Here is an 18,463-nt window from a genome sequence, read left to right as displayed (position 1 = left end):
TTTGTCATCATGATGGTCGCCATCGTCATTGCGTGGCTGATGATTTTGCGTGGGATGAGCGTGAAGGCGTGGTGCGAGTCACCGAAGGTGGCGTAGCGTTTCCAGGCCGGGTGAGGCGTAGCCGCCACCCGGCAATAAAGCATCAGTGGTGCAGCATTTCCTCTACCACCTGCTCTTTGTACATCTCATTTGGATAATAGGTCGGCCAGTTATCCATCTCTTTCAGCAGCGCCTCGTGGGAGGTGTTGCCCATGAAAATGTGGAAGTGCGAAGAGGCCTTCGGGGCGATGGTGTGGTCGCTGAACTGAACAAACTTCGGCGCCTTGCTGCCGGCATCCTTACATTCAAACAGATAGCGAACGCCTTTTTTGCCCGATGCGTAGGTCAGTATTTTATAACCGCTGTAATCATACTGACAGCGGCTAACCGTTTTGCCTTTATGAAATTCCATCACGTTATTTTCGATGCCGATGGCATCCACGTCCGTCGCATAACCCGTGCGGTAGTACGCTTTCACCTCGTCAAAGGATTTACTTTTATCCTTCTGGGCCTTCTGCTTAAAGACCGGATCCAGCGAGCCATCCAACAGGAACGGATAGACCGACTGCCAGGTTCCGTCCCAGTCAGACAGCTGCCTGTCCTTGACGTCTTTATCCTCAAACACGCCGTTCGCCGCTTTCTGTTCCGCTTCGGTCATCTGGTGGCCGTGCGAGTGTGCAAACAGGTGGCCGCTGACCAGCAGCGCCCCCAGAGTCATGGCAAATTTCCCAATATGTGCAGCCAAAGTAACATCCTCATTCCGTTTTATAAAAATGAGGATGTTATATTATAACATTTCAGATCGCAACCAGGCCGCGTACGCCCTCCTGCTCCATATTTTCACCCCGCCCGCGCTGAATGATGGAGCCGCGCGACATCAGCAGATAGCTGTCGGCCAGCTCGGCGGCAAAATCGTAAAACTGCTCCACCAGCAGGATCGCCATGTCGCCTCGGTTCGCCAGAGTGCGGATCACATGGCCGATCTCTTTAATGACGGATGGCTGTATGCCTTCGGTCGGTTCGTCGAGGATCAACAGCTGCGGACGGCTCGCCAGCGCGCGACCAATCGCCAGCTGCTGCTGCTGTCCACCTGAGAGATCGCCCCCGCGGCGATGCTTCATCTCTTTGAGCACCGGAAACAGCTGCCAGATCTCATCCGGAACCTGCTTCGCCTCGCGGGCGGAAAAACGCGACAGCCCGAGCAGAAGGTTCTCTTCCACGGTCAGGCGCGGGAAAATCTCGCGGCCCTGCGGGACGTACGCTACGCCAGACTGCACCCGCTGGTGTGGCCTGCTGTGGGTGATCTTTTTACCCTGCCAGATGACCTCCCCGGTTTTAGCCGGGATCAGCCCCATCAGACACTTCAGCAGCGTGGTTTTCCCCACGCCGTTGCGCCCCAGCAGGCAGGTGACTTCTCCGGTGACGGCCTCAAAACTCACGCCGCGCAGGATATGGCTGCCGCCGTAATACTGATTCAGTTCGTTAACCTGTAACATCATCGCTCCTTAGCGCCCGAGATAGACCTCAATCACCTGCTCGTTGGCCTGCACCTCGCGAAGTGAACCTTCCGCCAGCACGCGTCCCTGATGCAGCACCGTGACGTGGTCGGCGATGGTCTCAACAAAGCCCATATCGTGCTCCACCACCATCAGGGAGTGCTTACCCGCCAGCGTTTTGAACAGCTCGGCGGTGTATTCCGTTTCCGCGTCGGTCATCCCGGCGGCCGGTTCGTCCAGCAGCAGCAGGTGCGGGTCCTGCACCAGCAGCATACCGATTTCAAGAAACTGTTTTTGCCCGTGCGAAAGCAGCCCGGCGCGACGGTCGCGCTCGCTGCTGAGGCGCAGCAAAACCAGCATCTCATCAATGCGGTCGCGCTGCTCGCCGTTGAGTTTCGCCCGCAGGCTCGCCCAGACGGATTTATCGGTTTTCATTGCGATTTCGAGATTTTCCCACACGGTCAGCGCTTCAAAGACCGTGGGCTTCTGGAATTTACGCCCGATCCCCTGGCGGGCAATGGCCGCAGGCTCCAGCGCGGTCAGGTCGATAGACTGATCGTAAATCGCCCTGCCGCTCTTTGGCCGCGTTTTGCCTGTAATAACGTCCATCAGCGTGGTTTTACCGGCGCCGTTGGGGCCAATCACGCAGCGCAGCTCGCCCACGCCGATATTCAGCGAGAGATCGGTCAGGGCCTGAAACCCGTCAAAATTGACGTTAATGGCCTCAAGCTGAAGAACCGGGTCGGTCTGTTCACGGTAACGATCGCCCGGCAACTGGCGGGTGAATAACCCTTCGGCTGGCTGCATTATTTCTCTCCCTTTCGAAACAGACCGTAGACGCCGCGCGGTAAAAACAGCGTGACGGCGATGAAAATCAGCCCCAGGAACAGCTGCCAGTATTCCGGCATCGCGACGGTGAAGAAGCTCTTCGCCCCGTTCACCAGCGCCGCGCCAATCACCGGCCCGACCAGCGTGCCGCGCCCGCCCAGCGCCACCCAGATTGCCGCTTCTATTGAGTTGGTCGGCGACATTTCACCGGGGTTAATAATGCCCACCTGCGGGACGTACAGCGCCCCCGCCAGGCCGCACAGCACGGCGGAGAGCGTCCATACCAGCAGCTTGAACCCGCGCGGATCGTAGCCGCAAAACGTCAGGCGGTTTTCGGCGTCGCGAACGGCGGTCAGGATGCGGCCAAACTTGCTCTTCGCCAGTGCAAATCCGGTGCCCAACGCCAGAATCAGCAACAGCACGGTCGCCAGAAACAGCGCGATGCGGGTGGTCGTTTCCGTTACCGAAAACCCGAGCAGCGTGGTGAAGCCGGTAAAGCCGTTGTTGCCCCCAAAACCAGTTTCGTTGCGAAAGAACAGCAGCATCCCGGCATAGGTTAGCGCCTGGGTCATAATCGAGAAGTAGACCCCTTTGATCTTTGAGCGGAAGGCGAACCAGCCGAACACCAGCGCCAGCAGCCCCGGCACCATCACAATCAGCACCAGCGCCCAGGAAAAATGCTGGGTTCCCCACCAGAACCACGGCAGTTCGCTCCAGGAGAGAAACGACATAAACGCGGGAAGACCATCACCCGCGGCCTGGCGCATCAGGTACATGCCCATCGCGTAGCCGCCCAGGGCGAAGAAGATGCCGTGCCCAAGAGAGAGCATCCCGGCATAGCCCCACACCAGATCCAGCGCCACCGCAACGATGGCATAGCAGAGGATCTTGCCAGTCAGCGTCAGCATCCAGGTCGACAGCGCCAGCGGATGCGTCGCAGGCAGTAAGGCGAAAAACGGTAATATCAGCAGACACACCACCAGCAGGCTGCCAGCAATCTGCGTTGTGCGCGGCGCTTTGCGCGCCAGCGTTAAGGTCAGCGGCTGGCTCATCAGTCAATCACCCTCCCTTTCAGCGCAAACAGCCCCTGAGGGCGTTTTTGAATAAATAGCACGATCGCCACCAGAATCACGATCTTGCCCAGCACCGCACCCATCTGCGGTTCCAGAATTTTATTGAAAATGCCCAGACCAAACGCCGCGGCCACGCTGCCTGCCAGCTGGCCTACGCCTCCGAGCACCACCACGAGGAAGGAGTCAATGATGTAGCCCTGTCCCAGCTCCGGGCCGACGTTACCGAGCTGGGATAGCGCCACGCCGCCTAACCCCGCAATTCCTGATCCAAGCCCAAATGCCAGCATATCCACGCGGCCTGTCGGTACCCCGCAGCAGGCGGCCATGCTGCGGTTCTGCGTCACCGCGCGCACGTTCAGCCCCAGACGGGTTTTATTCAGAATGAGCCAGGTAAAGAACAGTACCAGCAGAACGAAGCCCAACACCACAATGCGGTTCCACGGCAGCGTCAGGTTGGCAAAAACCTGCACCCCGCCGGAGAGCCATGCCGGGTTGGCGACCTCCAGGTTCTGGGCGCCAAAGGTCATGCGCACCAGCTGGATGAGCATCAGGCTGATGCCCCACGTTGCCAGCAGCGTTTCCAACGGACGACCGTACAGATGACGGATCACCGTGCGCTCCAGCACCATTCCAATGCCCGCCGTCAGGCAGAACGCGACCGGCAAGGCGATAACGGGATAGAGCGCCAGCCACTGGGGTGCAAGCCCGGCCATCGCCTGCTGCACCATCCAGGTGGCATACGCCCCCAGCATCAGCATCTCGCCGTGCGCCATATTGATGACGCCCAGCAGGCCATAGGTGATAGCCAGCCCCAGCGCGGCCAGCAGAAGTACCGACCCGAGGGACAGCCCCATAAACGCCTGGCCCAGCAGATCGCCCCACATCAGTCGATGCTGGATCTGGCTCAGACTCTCCTGCGCGGCGGCGCGAACCCCGGCATCCGGCTCGGTCTGCGCCTGGGTAAACGGGGTAAGTCTGGACTCCACGTCCGGATCGTCGGACTGCCCTAATAATTCGACAGCCTTGCGGCGCACCTCTGCCTGCGGGCTGGAGAGCTGGAGATTCGCCACCGCCAGTAAAAGCGCCCGACGTGCCACCGCGTCCGTTTCATCGTTTACCCGCTTTTCCAGAAAAGCGAGCATTCCTGGCTGGGCATCCCGCTGAAGCTGACGGGCTGCCGCTCGCCTTTCGGTGACACTGTCACTCATCAGCTGATGCGTAGCGATTGCCGTGGCGGCCAGAACCCGAAGCCGGTTGGTCAGACGAACGGCTTTGGCTGCCCCTTCGGTCGACTTAGCGTCACCGAGCGAGACCATTTGACCGTTGCGCTGCGCAAAGGCGTGCTTTTGGCTGTCGGCATAGAGGTTTTCTTTTTGCAGTGCCTGCAGCAGCGGCAGCCTCGCGGCGTCCGGCGCTTCGGCCCACTGCGTCAGCAACTCCGCCTGCTGGCTGCGGCTGGCGGCAACAAAACGATCGGCATCCGATGCCTGCGCCATCCCTGGCAGCAGTCCGGAAAGCCATACAAGAGCGATGGACATGCGCATGGCGTTCATGACGTTTCTCCCTGGTGATGGCTTAGTTGCTGACGGTTTTCATCGGCTGGTCGGGCTTTTTATCGTTTCCGGCGATGAACGGGCTCCACGGCTGGGCGCGTACCGGCTGTTCCGTCTGCCACACCACGTTGAACTGACCGTTGCCTTCGATTTCACCGATCATGACCGGCTTATGCAGATGGTGGTTGGTGGCATCCATGGTGAGCGTAAAGCCTGACGGCGCCTTAAAGGACTGACCGGCCATCGCCGCACGCACTTTATCCACGTCGGTCGTGCCCGCTTTTTCCACCGCCTGCGCCCACATATGGATCCCTACGTAAGTCGCTTCCATCGGGTCGTTGGTCACCACGGTGTCGGCGTTCGGCAGCTTGTGCGCCTTCGCATAGGCTTTGTAATCCGCCACGAACGCCTGGTTAGTCGGATTATCGACGGACTCAAAGTAGTTCCACGCGGCCAGGTTACCCACCAGCGGTTTGGTGTCGATCCCGCGCAGCTCTTCTTCGCCCACGGAGAACGCCACCACCGGCACGTCGGTCGCCTTCAGGCCCTGGTTAGCCAGCTCTTTGTAAAACGGTACGTTGGAGTCACCGTTGATGGTCGACACCACGGCGGTTTTGCCGCCCGCAGAGAATTTTTTGATGTTGGCGACGATGGTCTGGTAGTCGCTATGACCAAACGGGGTGTAAACCTCTTCGATGTCCTTATCCTCCACCCCTTTCGAATGCAGGAAAGCGCGCAGGATCTTGTTGGTGGTGCGCGGGTAAACATAGTCCGTGCCCAGCAGGAAGAAGCGCTTCGCCGCGCCGCCGTCTTCGCTCATCAGGTATTCCACCGCCGGGATGGCCTGCTGATTCGGCGCCGCGCCGGTATAGAAGACGTTTGGCGACATCTCTTCGCCTTCATACTGTACCGGGTAGAACAACAGGCCGTTCAGCTCCTCGAAGACCGGCAGCACGGATTTGCGCGATACCGACGTCCAGCAGCCGAATACCACCGCCACTTTATCCTGACTTAACAGCTGGCGCGCCTTTTCGGCAAACAGCGGCCAGTTTGAGGCGGGATCCACCACCACCGGCTCCAGTTTTTTACCCAGCACGCCGCCTTTGGCGTTGATCTCGTCGATGGTCATCAGCGCGACGTCTTTCAGCGGCGTTTCGGATATGGCCATGGTGCCGGAAAGAGAATGCATGATCCCCACTTTGATGGTATCGGCCGCCTGCACGCCAAAACTCATTCCCATCGCCACGACTGACGCGGATAACGCAAAGGCTTTTAATAAGGTACGACGCTGCATATTTTCACTCCTGAAAAAGAACGCTGTCAAAACGTCCGTTACGGCGTGGACGCGGAAAAAAATGTGTCAGCGAAGCAGGAGCAAAAAGGATGCCAGAATGGAGGAAGCGCTATTTCAGGTGGGGGAACGCGGGATGTAAAGAGAACGACTCAGAATGGCACAGCGCTGCACTTTTATAATGCAGCGCTGTGGAAGAGTCTTACCAGACTTCGCTGGCGATCTGCGTGACCAGACGGACTTTATCCCACTGCTGGGATTCACTCAGACTGTTGCCCTCTTCGGTAGAGGCAAAGCCGCACTGCGGGCTGAGGCAAATTTGCTCTTTTGCCACGTATTTTGCCGCCTCTTCCAGACGGGCTTTAATCCCCTCCGGGTTCTCCAGCTCGCCGTTTTTCGTGGTGATCAGACCCAGCACCACCTGCTGTTTGCCCGGGCGAATGAAGCGCAATGGCGCGAAATCCCCGCTGCGGTCGTTGTCGTATTCAAGGAAGAACGCGTCAACGTTGACCGTTCCGAACAGCACTTCCGCCACCGGCTCATAGCCGCCTTCGGAAATCCAGGTTGAACGGAAGTTACCGCGACAGACGTGCAGCCCGATGGTCAGATCGTCCGGCTTGCCTTCCAGCGCCTTGTTCAGGACGCGGGCATAGATGCGCGCCAGCTCATCGGCGTCATCGCCCCGCTCGCGGATCTGACGGCGCTGGTCGTCCGAACAAAGATAGGCCCAGACGGTGTCGTCCAGCTGCAGGTAGCGGCAGCCCGCGTCGTAAAATGCGCGGATGGCGTCGCGCCAGGTGGTCGCCAGATCGTCGAAATAGTCATTCAGATCCGGATACACCGTCGCATCGATGTCTTTGCGCCCGCCGCGGAAATGGAGCACGCTCGGGCTGGGAATGGTCATCTTCGGCTGAGCATTGCCGCTGATGCTTTTCAGATAGCGGAAATCTTCCAGCATTGGATGGTCGCCAAAGCCCAGCTTTCCGGTGACGCGCACGCCGTGGGCTTTGGTTTGTACCCCGTTGAACTGGATCCCCTGCTGTGAATCGTAACGCTCAACCCCCTGCAGACCGTCGAAGAAGTCGAAGTGCCACCAGGCACGGCGAAATTCACCGTCGGTGACCACATGCAGGCCGCACGCGCACTGCTGCTCAACGACGTGGCGAATGGCATCGTCTTCCACCGCGCGAAGCTGTCCGGCGTCAATCTCGCCGCTGGCGAACTTCAGGCGAGCCTGCTTGATGGCATCCGGGCGTAAAAAACTGCCGACTACGTCGGCGCGGTACGGGGCGTGCTGTCGTTGCATGGAAATCTCCTCAGTCTGCCGGCGATAATTGCCAGCAGTGATAATTCATCATTTGAAGTTTTAGACTTCTGGATGTCTAAATGTCCAAAAAAGATGTCATACCTGTCCTGTTCCGGCAAACGAGAAAATTTCACGGGTGTTGAAAAAAATTCATCTTCACAGCGCGACGGCGGTTTCGCTGCTGGCAAAGGCGAACTTTTCATCTTCCCATCCGGCGATCCCCCCGAGCATAATTTTGACCGGCAGCCCGAGGCGCGCCAGCTTCAGCGCGGCTCTGTCCGCGCCGTTACAGTGCGGACCTGCGCAGTAAACGACGAACAGCGTGCCTTCAGGCCATTCGGCCATGCGCCCGGCAGTCATCTGACTCCGCGGCAGGTGCAATGCGCCCGGCACGTGACGGCGGGCAAACTGCTCCGGACTCCCCACCACGTGCAGCAAAACAAAATCCTGCTCATTATTGGCGATGGCGTGATGCACATCCGCACAGTCGGTTTCAACGCTCAGGCGGCGCAGAAAATGGGTAACGGCTTCCTGCGGCTCGGCAGCCGGAAATTCAGTAACATAGCTCATGATCCTTCCTCATCTTTGGCGTTTGTGTTAACACTACTCTATCCACAAATTCAGCCCGTGAATGCGTTCGCTTATGCCAGAAAACAGCAAAAAGATGACAAACTTAAGACAAATTGCCCGCCCGCAGGTGGTCGTGCTGGCGTATGACGGTCTGTGTACCTTTGAGTTTGGCGTAGCGGTGGAGATCTTCGGCCTGCCGCGTCCCGAGCTGGGCGACGAATGGTATCGTTTTGCGGTGGCGAGCGTGGACAGCGGTGAACTTCGGGCAACTGGCGGGATCCGCATCGTTACCGATGGTGATTTAAGCCTGCTTGCGTCTGCGGATCTGATTGTGGTTCCCGGCTGGCGTGGGCTGGACTCGCCGGTTCCGGACGCGCTCAGCGAGGCATTACGTCAGGCCAGCGAACGAGGATGCCGGCTGCTGTCCATCTGCTCGGGGGTGTTTGTGCTGGCCGCAACGGGGCTGCTGAACGGCCGCAAAGCCACGACGCACTGGCGCTACATTGACGCGCTTAAAGCCCGTTACCCTGACATCGACGTGGTTGAAGATGTGCTCTACCAGGACGAAGGCGATATTCTGACGTCCGCTGGCAGCGCGGCGGGAATCGATCTCTGTCTGCACGTTGTGCGGCGGGATTATGGCATGGAAACCGCCAACAGCGTGGCGCGTCGGCTGGTCATTCCTCCACACCGGGATGGTTCACAGCCGCAGCAGCTTAGCCGCCCTGTGGCGCAGCTGCGGGAGAGCCAGCGTCTCGGACAGCTATTTGATTTTCTGCACACGCATCTTATCGAGTCGCACAGCGTCGACTCCCTGGCGCGTCGGGTCGGAATGAGCCAGCGCACCTTCCTTCGTCGCTTCGAGGCGGCAACGGGAACGACGCCCGCACGCTGGTTAATCAATGAGCGCCTGCTGAGAGCAAAAGATTATCTGGAAAGCAGCCGGTTAAGCGTCGACAGCATCGCTGAGCAGACCGGGTTTGGGCAGGCATCAACGTTGCGTCATCATTTTCGCCAGCAGTTCGCGCTTTCCCCGGCTCAGTATCGCAAACAGTTTTCACGTTCTGACACTGCCCGCTAGCGGCATAAGTGCAAAAAAAACCGCCATTAACTGGCGGTAAATGCTTGCATGGATAGATTTGTGTTTTGGTCTCTACGTCCCGACACTCCATGGCCGGGCTGCGGATCTCCTACAACCTAACACCCGTTGTCTTAACGAAGGTTAAACAGTCTTATTAACCTGCATGGGTATTGATCTGCAAATAACGCATAAGCCCCTGCTCAGCGCTCTGTTTTGCGTCGTCATTAAGGGCTTCAAGATAAAAGGAGCGAGCGACACCATAAGGTGCTTTTTCAGAGGGATACACCGCGAACTGGAATGTTTTTCCTCTTGCCTGATGAGTACAATCTAATTCCCAGCGCCGATCGTTTATTTTTTTGCTGGAGCAGGCAACGCCACCATAATCGCTGGTTAAATAGGAACCCACGCGAATTTCTGCAGACTGAATATATTCTGGTTCTTCATTACCTGCATAACGAATCCCAACAACAGCTCCAACAGCCACCGCCAGAAGCGCAAGCGCTATTATTTTTTTCATTATGAATGACCTGTTCCTTAGCCCGAGATAACTATTATATAAGATTTATCCTTAATGCAAATATCCAATTGTGGTCCAGAAATGGAGCTTTACAAAGTTTCAGATGACTTTTAGGAAATGTCTTAACCGTAATTCCGAATCCACAATATTTGACATTTTCTTTTCGCTAATTTTAATTTTTGAATAATAACCCTTAAAAATAATCGACATGATTACCCCGCATTGTTTTTAAGCGGTGAATCCATGATTAAAAAAGGGTTATCTTTCGTCATGCTTGTCTGTGCGCTGTTTTCCGGCCAGCTTATGGCCGGGCACAAAGGACACGAATATTTATGGGTCAAGAATGTGGCGCATCAGCTTCGTCATGAAGCCGACAGCGATGAGTTGCGAAGCGCTGCGGAAGAGTCGGCGGAGGGTTTGCGCGAACACCACCTGTGGCTGAAATCGCGCAAACCGGACACGCACGTTAGGTAATTAGCTGCCCTTGCGTTTTGGCAGGGTTTTCATCAGATCGTCCGGACTGACGGACGCCACAATACTGCCGGGCTGTGGCATTTTGAAGATGTGGTTTTTCATCTTACCAATCACATGCATTTCGCAGGGACGACAGTCGAATTTAAGAGTTAGCACTTCGTCACCGTTTACCAGCTGCATGGGGGTGGCCTTCCAGCTCTTAATGTTCCCTTTCGCCTGCTTAGGACACAGGTTAAAGGCAAAGCGCAGGCAGTGCTTGGTGATCATCACCGGCACATCGCCCTTCTCTTCATGCGCTTCATAGGCTGCGTCGATCAGCTGTACGCCGTGGCGATGATAGAATTCACGCGCTTTATGGTTGTAGACGTTAGCGAGGAAGGATAAATGGGTGTCCGGGTAGACTGGCGCAGGGACGGTTTCCGCTTTACGGCTTCCGCGTGGATACTGTGCCAGGCGCGCGGCATCCAGCATCTCTGCCGTTTCGCGGCGGAACTGGTTAAGCAGGCTGTTCGGCACGAACAGCGCGTCCGGCAGATTCACGTCGATCGCGCGCGCGTAATAAATCGTCTGGCCCAGCTTCGCCACGCCATCCTTCAGGCTGTTAAGCGCTTTTTCCGCGTTGTTTGCCACCTCGAAATGACCATCGAGCGTATGCGTCACGCTAATGCCGTCTTCACAGGTCATGGTCAGAATCAGCTGCTCTTCCCAGCCGCCCAGCTCAATATCCACGGCGATACGGCGTTCGCTGGAGGTTTTCAGCAGCGCCTGCTGCCAGTTATGATCGAGGTTACGGTTAAGCGCCGCGTTCGGCCGCGCCTTGTAGAGATCGGCGGGCATTTCATTCGGCCAGACGCGGTAGCGGTTCTCGCCGGTTTTCTCGACCGTATTGGCACGGAAGCCTACCACCTCACGCTTAATCATCACGTTAAGGCCATCGCCGTTCGCCAGCGGCTCCGTCACTTCAACATCAAGGTGATCTTTCGCCACTTTCAGCACTTCACCCACCGGTAAACCGATAAACTTCGGTGAGTCGAACGCGCCGATATCCCCTTTACGGGCATTAACAAAATAGTCCGTGCTGCCGCGGTGGAACGTTTTGTCCGTCGACGGAATAAAGAAATGCTCGGTGCGCCCGGCCGACGCGCGCGCCAGGTCGCCGCGATCTTCGATAATGGCGTCCAGCATCTGGCGATAGTGCGCTGTGATGTTCTTCACGTAGCTCATATCTTTGTAGCGCCCTTCAATCTTGAAGGAACGCACGCCCGCGTCGATCAGCGCACCCAGGTTGGCCGTCTGATCGTTGTCCTTCATAGAAAGCAGGTGTTTTTCGAACGCCACGACGCGGCCCTGATCGTCTTTCAGGGTATACGGCAGACGGCAGGCCTGAGAACAGTCGCCGCGGTTGGCGCTCCGGCCCGTCTGCGCGTGGGAAATATTGCACTGACCGGAATACGCCACGCACAGCGCACCGTGGATAAAGAACTCAATCGTCGCGTCTGTCGCCTTGTGAATGTCGCGTATCTGATTCAGGTTCAGCTCGCGCGCCAGAACGATCTGCGAAAAGCCGACGTCGGAGAGAAACTTCGCCTTCTCGACCGTGCGGATATCGCACTGGGTACTGGCATGCAGTTCAATGGGCGGAATATCCAGCTCCAGAACGCCCATGTCCTGAACGATCAGGGCATCAACGCAGGCCTGGTAGAGATCGGTAATCAGACGTTGCGCAGGCTCCAGCTCATCATCATGAAGAATGGTGTTCAGGGTCACGAACACTTTCGCCCCGAAACGATGGGCGAACGGCACCAGTTCAGCAATATCGCTCAGGCTGTTGCTGGCGTTATGGCGGGCACCGAAGCCAGGGCCACCAATGTAGACGGCGTCAGCGCCGTGAAGGATCGCTTCACGGGCAATGGCGGCGTCGCGGGCCGGGCTTAAAAGTTCAAGATGATGGGATTGCAGGCGCATACTTCGTCGTTATCCGTTATGGTCAAAATGGCGGCTATTGTAGTCAGAAGTATGCGTCAGCGAAACAGTTTTGCGTAGCGTCAGCGGGGATAATGAATCAGGGAGTGAAAATGCACCGTTCGGTCGCTGCTGTTGCGGTAGGCGTGCGGTTTATCGCCGGCGAAACGGACGCCCGAATCGGCAGATATCGTCTGCCATTTGCCCTCGAGCTTCATCTCCAGCTCGCCGCTGACCACCACCACATGTTCAATCACCCCCGCCTCATGCGGCGTGGATTCACTCAGCGCGCCGGGTGCCAGCGTAATCGAGAAATAATCAAACCCGAGCGTCTCGTCCCACGGAAAAAGCGGTTTGACCACCATCGCCTGCTGCTGCGGGTCAAACACCGCCTGCCGATCCGCCTCCGGCGTGATGAACGCGGAAAACGGCACGTTCAGCCCGGTGGCTATTTTCCACAGCGTCGACACCGTCGGGCTGGATTCATTGCGCTCGATTTGCCCCAGCATCGCTTTTGACACGCCGGTCTCGTCCGCGAGCTTCGACAAACTCCAGCCGCGCGCCTGGCGCAGCGTTTTCAGCGTTGTTGCAAGGTGTAGTGTGATGTCCATGGTCCCTCCTGATGGCGATCAGCATACCACTTGTACGCTATAGCGCACAGTGTTACCTTATATCGGACGTTATAACGCACAACGGAGTTTTCATGCGCCCTTCCTCTCACCTTGTTCCAGTCGCACTGGCTGGATTTGTCGCCGTGCTGGTCGGTTACGCCAGCTCGGCCGCCATTATCTGGCAGGCAGCCGCGGCGGCTGGTGCTAGCCCACAGCAGATCGCAGGCTGGATGACCGCGCTGGGGATTGGGATGGGCGTCAGCACGCTGGCGCTTTCCTGGTGGTACAAAGCGCCGGTGCTGACCGCCTGGTCAACGCCCGGCGCGGCGCTGCTCGCCACCAGCCTGCACGGCGTGACGCTGCCGGAAACGATCGGCGTGTTCATCTTTGCTAACGGGCTCATTTTACTTTGCGGCATCACCGGGCTCTTCGCCCGTCTGATGAGGCTGATCCCCCATTCGCTTGCTGCCGCCATGCTGGCAGGCGTGTTGCTGCAGTTTGGCCTGCACGCGTTTGCGCACCTGGAGGGTCACTTTCTGCTGTGCGGCAGCATGATTGCGGCGTGGCTGATGGCAAAAGCGCTGGCGCCGCGCTATGCCATCGTGGTCACGCTGCTCGTCGGCGGTATCGTGGCATGGGCGGGCGGTGACGTTGTCACGGATAAGCTCACGCTCTCCCTTGCGATGCCTGAGTTTATTGCGCCCACGTTCACCTTCACCAGCCTGGTGAGTATTGGCATGCCCTTCTTCCTGGTGACCATGGCCTCTCAGAACGCGCCGGGGTTCGCCACGATGAAAGCCTCCGGTTACCCGCTGGCGGTCTCGCCGCTTATCGTCGTGACGGGCGGACTGGCGCTGCTGTTTTCTCCGTTTGGCGTCTTTTCAATATGCATCGCGGCCATTACCGCCGCCATTTGCCAAAGCCCGGATGCACACCCGGACGCCGATAAACGCTGGCTGGCGGCCGTCGCAGCGGGAGGTTTTTATCTGCTGGCGGGGATTTTCGGCGGCTCGATTACCGGGCTGATGGCCGCTCTGCCGCTCAGCTGGATCCAGACGCTCGCCGGTCTGGCGCTGCTGGGAACCATTAGCGGGAGTTTATATCAGGCGCTGAATCACGAGGCGGAGCGCGACGCGGCTATCGTCACGTTTCTGATGACCGCGAGCGGCGTCACGATCCTCGGCATCGGTTCGGCATTCTGGGGGCTGGTGCTGGGCGGCGTCTGCTATGCCCTGTTTTCACGCGCGCGCCGCGCGTAGCTGCGAAGGCGTCATGCCCGTCGCGCTGCGAAAGCGGTTGCTGAAGTGGCTGGCGGAGTTAAACCCACAGGCAAGGGCGATGTCCGTTAGCGGCGTCGCCGTGTTCTGCACCAGCGCCTTCGCTTTTTCCATTCTTCTCTGCATCACGTACTGATGCGGCGCCAGCCCCGTCGACTGGCGGAACATGCGGGCAAAATGGTATTCGCTGAGGGCGGCCTGCGCCGCCAGTTCAGCCAGCGTCAGGGGTTGCCCGAGGTTCTCTTCGATGAAGGCCAGCACGTTGCGCAGCACGAATGGCGATAGCCCGCCGGTGACGACCGGCAGCTTCCACTGAACGTTAGAGTAGTTTTGCAGCAGATGGGTCAGGAGTAGCGTAGAGGCCGTGCTCAGGGTGAGCTGGTTGGCGTGCTGCTGCCAGTCGCAGCCGAGCAAAAACTGGCGATACAGCGCTGTGATCTTCGGATCGCTACCAAAAATGCGCTCGTCCAGCGTCAGCGAAAGCGGGCGCTTATCCCAGATCTTTTCCCCCACGTCGCGCAGGTGTTCGTCGGTGCAGTAGAGATGCACAAACGACAGGTCATCGCGGATATCCCACGTCGATTCGCTCTCTTTTGGCATCAAGCAGAAACGGTCCGGCCCCCCGCCGTTCTTCCAGCCGCCCGGCGTTTTTTGGTAGCTTTCGTAGCCGTCCGCCACGTACAGGCTCAGGGTATGGTGGTTACTTTTTACCGTTATTGTATCGTGCTTGTTGTACCACGCTGCCAGCTGAATGCCCGAGTTCAGCGAGACGGTTTCCCGCAGGACCGCATTCTGTTGGCAAAGCGTTTCAAAGGTATCGTAAGCGTGAGACATGACCGTAAGCGCGTGATTGACTGGAATATCAGTCTAAGAAGAGTTGTCTCCCGTTGCCAGCCCCCGGGGAAGAAAAAAGCGCAAGAATTTGCAAGTCTACCGCAAGCCGGTGAAAGCCCCTGACCGATCTCAGCGGCATACTGCGGGCTTCCGTGGTTTGAGAAGAGAAAAATATGAACGCATTATTATACGGACTGGTGGTGGTCATCTGGGGAACCACCTGGATTGCGATTTTCCTGCAGCAGGGCCCCGTGGCGGCGCCCGTCTCGATTTTCTGGCGTTTCGCCGTCGCCAGCCTCACGATGATGGTGGTGTTACTCGCCCTGCGCCGCCTGCGCAAGCTGGCGCTGCGGGATCACCTCTTTTGTATGCTCCAGGGATGCTGCGTTTTCTGCTTTAACTTCTGGTGTTTTTATACGGCAGCGGCACATATCAATACCGGGCTGGAGTCGGTGATCTTCTCCATGGCCGTGCTCTATAACGCTATTAACAGCTTTATTTTCTTCGGGCAGCGCCCGCCCGCGCGTTTCTGGACGGCGGCGGCACTGGGCCTGACTGGGATCGTCACCCTCTTCTGGGACGATCTGCTGGCCAGCGGCTGGAGCGCGTCGCTCCTGACCGGGATTGGTCTTTCCGCGCTCGGCACCTACGGCTTCTCGCTGGGCAATATGATCAGCATGCGTCACCAGCGCAGAGGCTTGGAAACCATGACCACCAACGCCTGGGCGATGCTCTACGGCACGCTGGTAATGGGTTGCATTGCCCTGCTCAGAGGCGACAGCTTCGCGCCAGAGTGGACCATCAGCTACATTGGCGCGCTGCTCTATCTGGCGCTGTTTGGTTCGGTGATTGCCTTTGGCGCCTACTTCACGCTGGTGGGACGTATCGGTCCCGGCAAAGCGGCCTACAGTACGCTGCTCTTCCCGCTGGTGGCGCTGTCCATCTCCACAGTGTACGAAGGCTACGTCTGGCATATCAACGGAATCGTGGGGTTATTGCTGATTCTGGGGGGAAATATGGTGATGTTTACCAAACCAGAAACCTGGTTCAGACGCTTACGAACGGCGTAAATAAAAAGGCCTGCATTAAGCAGGCCGTTTTATTTTATTTCGCGGTATTTTTCACATCAAACATGGTGGCGTCCGTCGCCATGTCATCAACTACCTGTTTCAGCGTCGCAAAGCCCATCGGCGTATTTTCGTTTGCCAGCTCTTTACCTTCGCCTTTACGAACCACCTTCATTACGGACTTATTGGTTGCCGCATCAATCAGCTCACCTTCAAAGTAAAGATGGGTATCCATGGTGCGATGTCCGGTTGCCATCTGCGTACCTGCTACCACCAGCGCGACCGGCACCACTTCATAGAACTGCAGACCTTCTTTCTGCGAACTCACCCCGGTAATTGCACCGCGGAAAATCAGGCTGTGTTTACCCGGCGTGGTCACGACTGGCTTACGGGTACCAATAGCGGTTTTCATTTTGTTATTTGTATAATTCAACAGCTCATCAAGCGTTTTCTGACCAATTTGAGTGGTCGGTTTAGGCGCAGGATAATAAGTAATCGGCGTCCAGAGAATACTGTCGTAATTAGCTTCGTTATAAGAAGGATCAACCCAACGCAGCGTTGGTTTCCCCGTCGCAGACGTCGTCTGCTGCAAGCCGGAATAGTCTTTTAAAAAGCCAGAATATTGTTCGGGAGCCGCGACTTTTGAAGAACAGCCCGCTAACGCCAACAGACCAGTAAGCACTGCAACTTTAAAAAAAGTTTGAGTACGCATGATAGTTTTCCATGTTATCTGCAAGTATGCATTTGAAGTTATAGCAAAAGACCGACGGGTTTGTTGTGACAAAAAATGATGCGGAGAGCACAAATTGCAAAAAGACTGCCCGGAGGCGTGCCGGGCAGTGAAAAATTACTGATTTATATCCAGTTGCCAGAACAGATGTTTGCCAAATGGGTCGATTTCATAGCCCGTCACCTCCTTGCGCACCGGCTCGAAAATGGTTGAATGCGCAATCATCACCGCCGGCATCTGGTCATGCATCATTTGCTGAGCCTCTTTATACAGCGCCACGCGTTTATCGCGATCGGTCGTTGATTTTGCTTCCGCGATAATATTATCGAAGGGCTTATAGCACCATTTCGCCGAATTTGAGCCACCGTTTGCCGAGGTGCAGGTAAATAGCGGACCAAAGAAGTTGTCGGGATCGCCCGTTGCGGTCGTCCAGCCCATCAGCGCGGCCTGATGTTCCCCGCCCTTCACGCGCTTAAGGTATTCGCCCCACTCGTAGGTCACGATTTTGGTCTGTACGCCGATTTTCGCCCAGTCGGCCTGAATCATCTCCGCCATGCGTTTCGCATTCGGATTGTACGGACGCTGCACCGGCATCGCCCACAGGTCGACGCTCACGCCGCTGGCAAAACCAGCCTCTTTCAGCAGCGCTTTCGCCTTTTCAGGATCGTAATCGTAATCCTTAAGCTCGCTGTCTGCGCCCCAGACGCCCGGCGGCAGCAGGTTCTTCGCCGCAGTGCCGGTGCCGTGGAAAACCGCATCAATAATGGCAGGTTTATTGATGGCAATCGCCAGCGCCTGACGGACTTTCACGTTATCCAGCGGTGGCTTTTGGGTATTGAACGCCAGAAAGCCGGTATTCAGTCCGGCTTTGCTCATCAGATTGATGTCTTTGTTCGCCTTCATGCGCGGCAGGTCCGCCGGGTTCGGGAACGGCATCACCTGACACTCGTTCTTTTCAATTTTGGCAAAACGCACGGAGGCATCCGGCGTGATGCTAAACACCAGCCGGTCCAGCTTCGATTTCCCCTGCCAGTAGTCGGCAAACGCCGTAAACAGGATCCGCGAATCCTTCTGATACTGGGCCAGCTTAAACGGGCCGGTGCCTATAGGCTCCATATCCACCTTCTCCGGCGTACCCGCTTTGAGCATCGCGTCGGCATATTCCGCGGATAGGATCGAGGCAAAATACCATGCCAGATCGGCGACAAACGGCGCTTCCGGGTGCGCCAGGGTAAAGCGCACGGTGTGGTCATCAACTTTATCAATGCCGGTTATCAGGCTGCCAAACTCCAGACTTTCGAAGTTCGAGTAGCTGCCGTTAGAGACGTTGTGATACGGATGATTCACGTCTTTCTGACGCATAAACGAGAAAATCACGTCGTCGGCGTTAAAGTCGCGGGTCGGCGTGAAGGATTTATTGCTCTGGAATTTGACGCCCTTACGCAGATGGAAGGTATAAACCTTGCCGTCGTCGCTCACCTCCCAGCGCTCCGCCAGGCTCGGCACCAGCTCCGTGGTGCCGGGTTTGAAATCAACCAGCCGGTTATAGACCGGCACGGCGCTGGCGTCCACGCTGGTTCCCGAGGTGTATAGCTGAGGATTAAAGTTTTCCGGCGATCCTTCGGAGCAATACACCAGCGTTTTCGCGGCAACGGTGGAACTGACCGTGAGCGCAGCAAGCGCCAGCGTTAAAGTTGTGAGTTTGCTTTTCATCATTTATTCCTGTCTTTTTAATTCGACGGCTAATTAATTCT

General features: G+C 57.1%; 18 protein-coding genes. 4 read left to right on the top strand and 14 right to left on the bottom strand.

The features are described 5' to 3' along the window. Positions 1–142 precede the first annotated feature (142 nt). From zinT to LA04_RS09050, 8 genes are all read right to left on the bottom strand, one after another. A complete protein-coding gene (gene zinT / locus LA04_RS09085; RefSeq protein WP_047651283.1) occupies positions 143–784 on the bottom strand; it encodes a metal-binding protein ZinT in 642 nt (213 codons plus the stop codon). Positions 785–836: 52 nt separating this feature from the next. Further along, positions 837–1,535: an urea ABC transporter ATP-binding subunit UrtE gene (gene urtE / locus LA04_RS09080; protein ID WP_047651282.1), complete on the bottom strand. Its 699-nt coding sequence runs from the start codon at positions 1,533–1,535 to the stop codon at positions 837–839. A 9-nt stretch (positions 1,536–1,544) separates the two neighbouring features. Next, a complete protein-coding gene (gene urtD / locus LA04_RS09075; RefSeq protein ID WP_023311769.1) occupies positions 1,545–2,342 on the bottom strand; it encodes an urea ABC transporter ATP-binding protein UrtD in 798 nt (265 codons plus the stop codon). Beyond that, the gene (urtC, locus tag LA04_RS09070) at positions 2,342–3,415 is read right to left on the bottom strand and encodes an urea ABC transporter permease subunit UrtC (protein WP_047651281.1); all 1,074 of its coding nucleotides are present in this window, start codon (positions 3,413–3,415) and stop codon (positions 2,342–2,344) included. The genes urtD and urtC overlap by 1 nt, the downstream gene beginning before the upstream one ends. Then, positions 3,415–4,989 carry an urea ABC transporter permease subunit UrtB gene (gene urtB / locus LA04_RS09065; RefSeq protein WP_047651280.1) on the bottom strand — a complete coding sequence of 525 codons (1,575 nt, stop codon included), beginning with the start codon at positions 4,987–4,989 and terminating at the stop codon, positions 3,415–3,417. Before urtB ends, urtC begins: the two co-directional genes overlap by 1 nt. A gap of 22 nt (positions 4,990–5,011) precedes the next feature. Next, entirely contained in the window at positions 5,012–6,283 is a 1,272-nt protein-coding gene (gene urtA / locus LA04_RS09060) for an urea ABC transporter substrate-binding protein (protein WP_047651279.1), read from the bottom strand. A gap of 199 nt (positions 6,284–6,482) precedes the next feature. Then, the gene (locus LA04_RS09055) at positions 6,483–7,586 is read right to left on the bottom strand and encodes a cobalamin-independent methionine synthase II family protein (RefSeq protein WP_047651278.1); all 1,104 of its coding nucleotides are present in this window, start codon (positions 7,584–7,586) and stop codon (positions 6,483–6,485) included. A gap of 156 nt (positions 7,587–7,742) precedes the next feature. Further along, the gene (locus LA04_RS09050; protein WP_047651277.1) at positions 7,743–8,156 is read right to left on the bottom strand and encodes a rhodanese-like domain-containing protein; all 414 of its coding nucleotides are present in this window, start codon (positions 8,154–8,156) and stop codon (positions 7,743–7,745) included. Between the two features lie 73 nt (positions 8,157–8,229). On the opposite strand from LA04_RS09050, the gene ftrA reads away from it, so the two are divergent. Then, positions 8,230–9,237, top strand: a complete 1,008-nt coding sequence (gene ftrA / locus LA04_RS09045; RefSeq protein WP_047651276.1) for a transcriptional regulator FtrA — start codon at positions 8,230–8,232, stop codon at positions 9,235–9,237. 154 nt (positions 9,238–9,391) lie between these two features. Here ftrA and LA04_RS09040 read toward each other — a convergent pair whose 3' ends face one another. Next, positions 9,392–9,754, bottom strand: a complete 363-nt coding sequence (locus LA04_RS09040; RefSeq protein WP_047651275.1) for a hypothetical protein — start codon at positions 9,752–9,754, stop codon at positions 9,392–9,394. Between the two features lie 243 nt (positions 9,755–9,997). Between LA04_RS09040 and LA04_RS09035 the strand changes: the two genes are divergently transcribed. Then, positions 9,998–10,228 (top strand): DUF2554 family protein, encoded by a 231-nt coding sequence (locus LA04_RS09035; RefSeq protein ID WP_047651274.1) that lies wholly within the window; start codon positions 9,998–10,000, stop codon positions 10,226–10,228. Here LA04_RS09035 and LA04_RS09030 read toward each other — a convergent pair whose 3' ends face one another. Both LA04_RS09030 and LA04_RS09025 read right to left on the bottom strand, forming a co-directional pair. Then, the gene (locus LA04_RS09030) at positions 10,229–12,193 is read right to left on the bottom strand and encodes a peptidase U32 family protein (RefSeq protein ID WP_047651273.1); all 1,965 of its coding nucleotides are present in this window, start codon (positions 12,191–12,193) and stop codon (positions 10,229–10,231) included. An 80-nt stretch (positions 12,194–12,273) separates the two neighbouring features. Further along, complete coding sequence (locus tag LA04_RS09025) at positions 12,274–12,801, bottom strand: helix-turn-helix domain-containing protein (RefSeq protein WP_047651272.1); 528 nt, start codon at positions 12,799–12,801, stop codon at positions 12,274–12,276. Positions 12,802–12,893: 92 nt separating this feature from the next. On the opposite strand from LA04_RS09025, the gene LA04_RS09020 reads away from it, so the two are divergent. Continuing rightward, on the top strand, positions 12,894–14,060 hold the full coding sequence (locus LA04_RS09020) for a benzoate/H(+) symporter BenE family transporter (protein ID WP_047651271.1): 1,167 nt from the start codon (positions 12,894–12,896) through the stop codon (positions 14,058–14,060). Here LA04_RS09020 and LA04_RS09015 read toward each other — a convergent pair. Then, positions 14,040–14,912 (bottom strand): helix-turn-helix transcriptional regulator, encoded by an 873-nt coding sequence (locus LA04_RS09015; protein WP_047651270.1) that lies wholly within the window; start codon positions 14,910–14,912, stop codon positions 14,040–14,042. The two genes, LA04_RS09020 and LA04_RS09015, sit on opposite strands and share 21 nt — an antisense overlap. A gap of 173 nt (positions 14,913–15,085) precedes the next feature. Here LA04_RS09015 and LA04_RS09010 point away from each other — a divergent pair, with 173 nt between their 5' ends. Next, a complete protein-coding gene (locus LA04_RS09010; protein WP_047651269.1) occupies positions 15,086–15,982 on the top strand; it encodes a DMT family transporter in 897 nt (298 codons plus the stop codon). A gap of 34 nt (positions 15,983–16,016) precedes the next feature. Here LA04_RS09010 and LA04_RS09005 read toward each other — a convergent pair whose 3' ends face one another. Together LA04_RS09005 and LA04_RS09000 are read right to left on the bottom strand one after the other, a co-directional pair. Continuing rightward, positions 16,017–16,691: a DUF3313 domain-containing protein gene (locus tag LA04_RS09005; RefSeq protein ID WP_047651268.1), complete on the bottom strand. Its 675-nt coding sequence runs from the start codon at positions 16,689–16,691 to the stop codon at positions 16,017–16,019. Positions 16,692–16,826: 135 nt separating this feature from the next. Beyond that, on the bottom strand, positions 16,827–18,422 hold the full coding sequence (locus LA04_RS09000; protein WP_047651267.1) for an ABC transporter substrate-binding protein: 1,596 nt from the start codon (positions 18,420–18,422) through the stop codon (positions 16,827–16,829). Positions 18,423–18,463: the final 41 nt, after the last annotated feature.

It is taken from the genome of Enterobacter sp. UCD-UG_FMILLET (genome assembly GCF_000762975.1).
Taxonomy (GTDB): Bacteria; Pseudomonadota; Gammaproteobacteria; order Enterobacterales; family Enterobacteriaceae; genus Enterobacter; species Enterobacter dykesii.
The sequence above is the reverse complement of the archived record's forward strand: the minus strand, read 5'-3'. Positions and strand labels throughout refer to the sequence as shown.

Coding starts and splice junctions, on each gene's coding strand:
- urtE (WP_047651282.1), bottom strand. CDS start 1,535: ATGTTACAGGTTAACGAACTGAATCAGTATTACGGCGGCAGCCATATC.
- urtD (WP_023311769.1), bottom strand. CDS start 2,342: ATGCAGCCAGCCGAAGGGTTATTCACCCGCCAGTTGCCGGGCGATCGT.
- urtC (WP_047651281.1), bottom strand. CDS start 3,415: ATGAGCCAGCCGCTGACCTTAACGCTGGCGCGCAAAGCGCCGCGCACA.
- urtB (WP_047651280.1), bottom strand. CDS start 4,989: ATGAACGCCATGCGCATGTCCATCGCTCTTGTATGGCTTTCCGGACTG.
- urtA (WP_047651279.1), bottom strand. CDS start 6,283: ATGCAGCGTCGTACCTTATTAAAAGCCTTTGCGTTATCCGCGTCAGTC.
- LA04_RS09055 (WP_047651278.1), bottom strand. CDS start 7,586: ATGCAACGACAGCACGCCCCGTACCGCGCCGACGTAGTCGGCAGTTTT.
- LA04_RS09050 (WP_047651277.1), bottom strand. CDS start 8,156: ATGAGCTATGTTACTGAATTTCCGGCTGCCGAGCCGCAGGAAGCCGTT.
- ftrA (WP_047651276.1), top strand. CDS start 8,230: ATGCCAGAAAACAGCAAAAAGATGACAAACTTAAGACAAATTGCCCGC.
- LA04_RS09040 (WP_047651275.1), bottom strand. CDS start 9,754: ATGAAAAAAATAATAGCGCTTGCGCTTCTGGCGGTGGCTGTTGGAGCT.
- LA04_RS09035 (WP_047651274.1), top strand. CDS start 9,998: ATGATTAAAAAAGGGTTATCTTTCGTCATGCTTGTCTGTGCGCTGTTT.
- LA04_RS09030 (WP_047651273.1), bottom strand. CDS start 12,193: ATGCGCCTGCAATCCCATCATCTTGAACTTTTAAGCCCGGCCCGCGAC.
- LA04_RS09025 (WP_047651272.1), bottom strand. CDS start 12,801: ATGGACATCACACTACACCTTGCAACAACGCTGAAAACGCTGCGCCAG.
- LA04_RS09020 (WP_047651271.1), top strand. CDS start 12,894: ATGCGCCCTTCCTCTCACCTTGTTCCAGTCGCACTGGCTGGATTTGTC.
- LA04_RS09015 (WP_047651270.1), bottom strand. CDS start 14,912: ATGTCTCACGCTTACGATACCTTTGAAACGCTTTGCCAACAGAATGCG.
- LA04_RS09010 (WP_047651269.1), top strand. CDS start 15,086: ATGAACGCATTATTATACGGACTGGTGGTGGTCATCTGGGGAACCACC.
- LA04_RS09005 (WP_047651268.1), bottom strand. CDS start 16,691: ATGCGTACTCAAACTTTTTTTAAAGTTGCAGTGCTTACTGGTCTGTTG.
- LA04_RS09000 (WP_047651267.1), bottom strand. CDS start 18,422: ATGAAAAGCAAACTCACAACTTTAACGCTGGCGCTTGCTGCGCTCACG.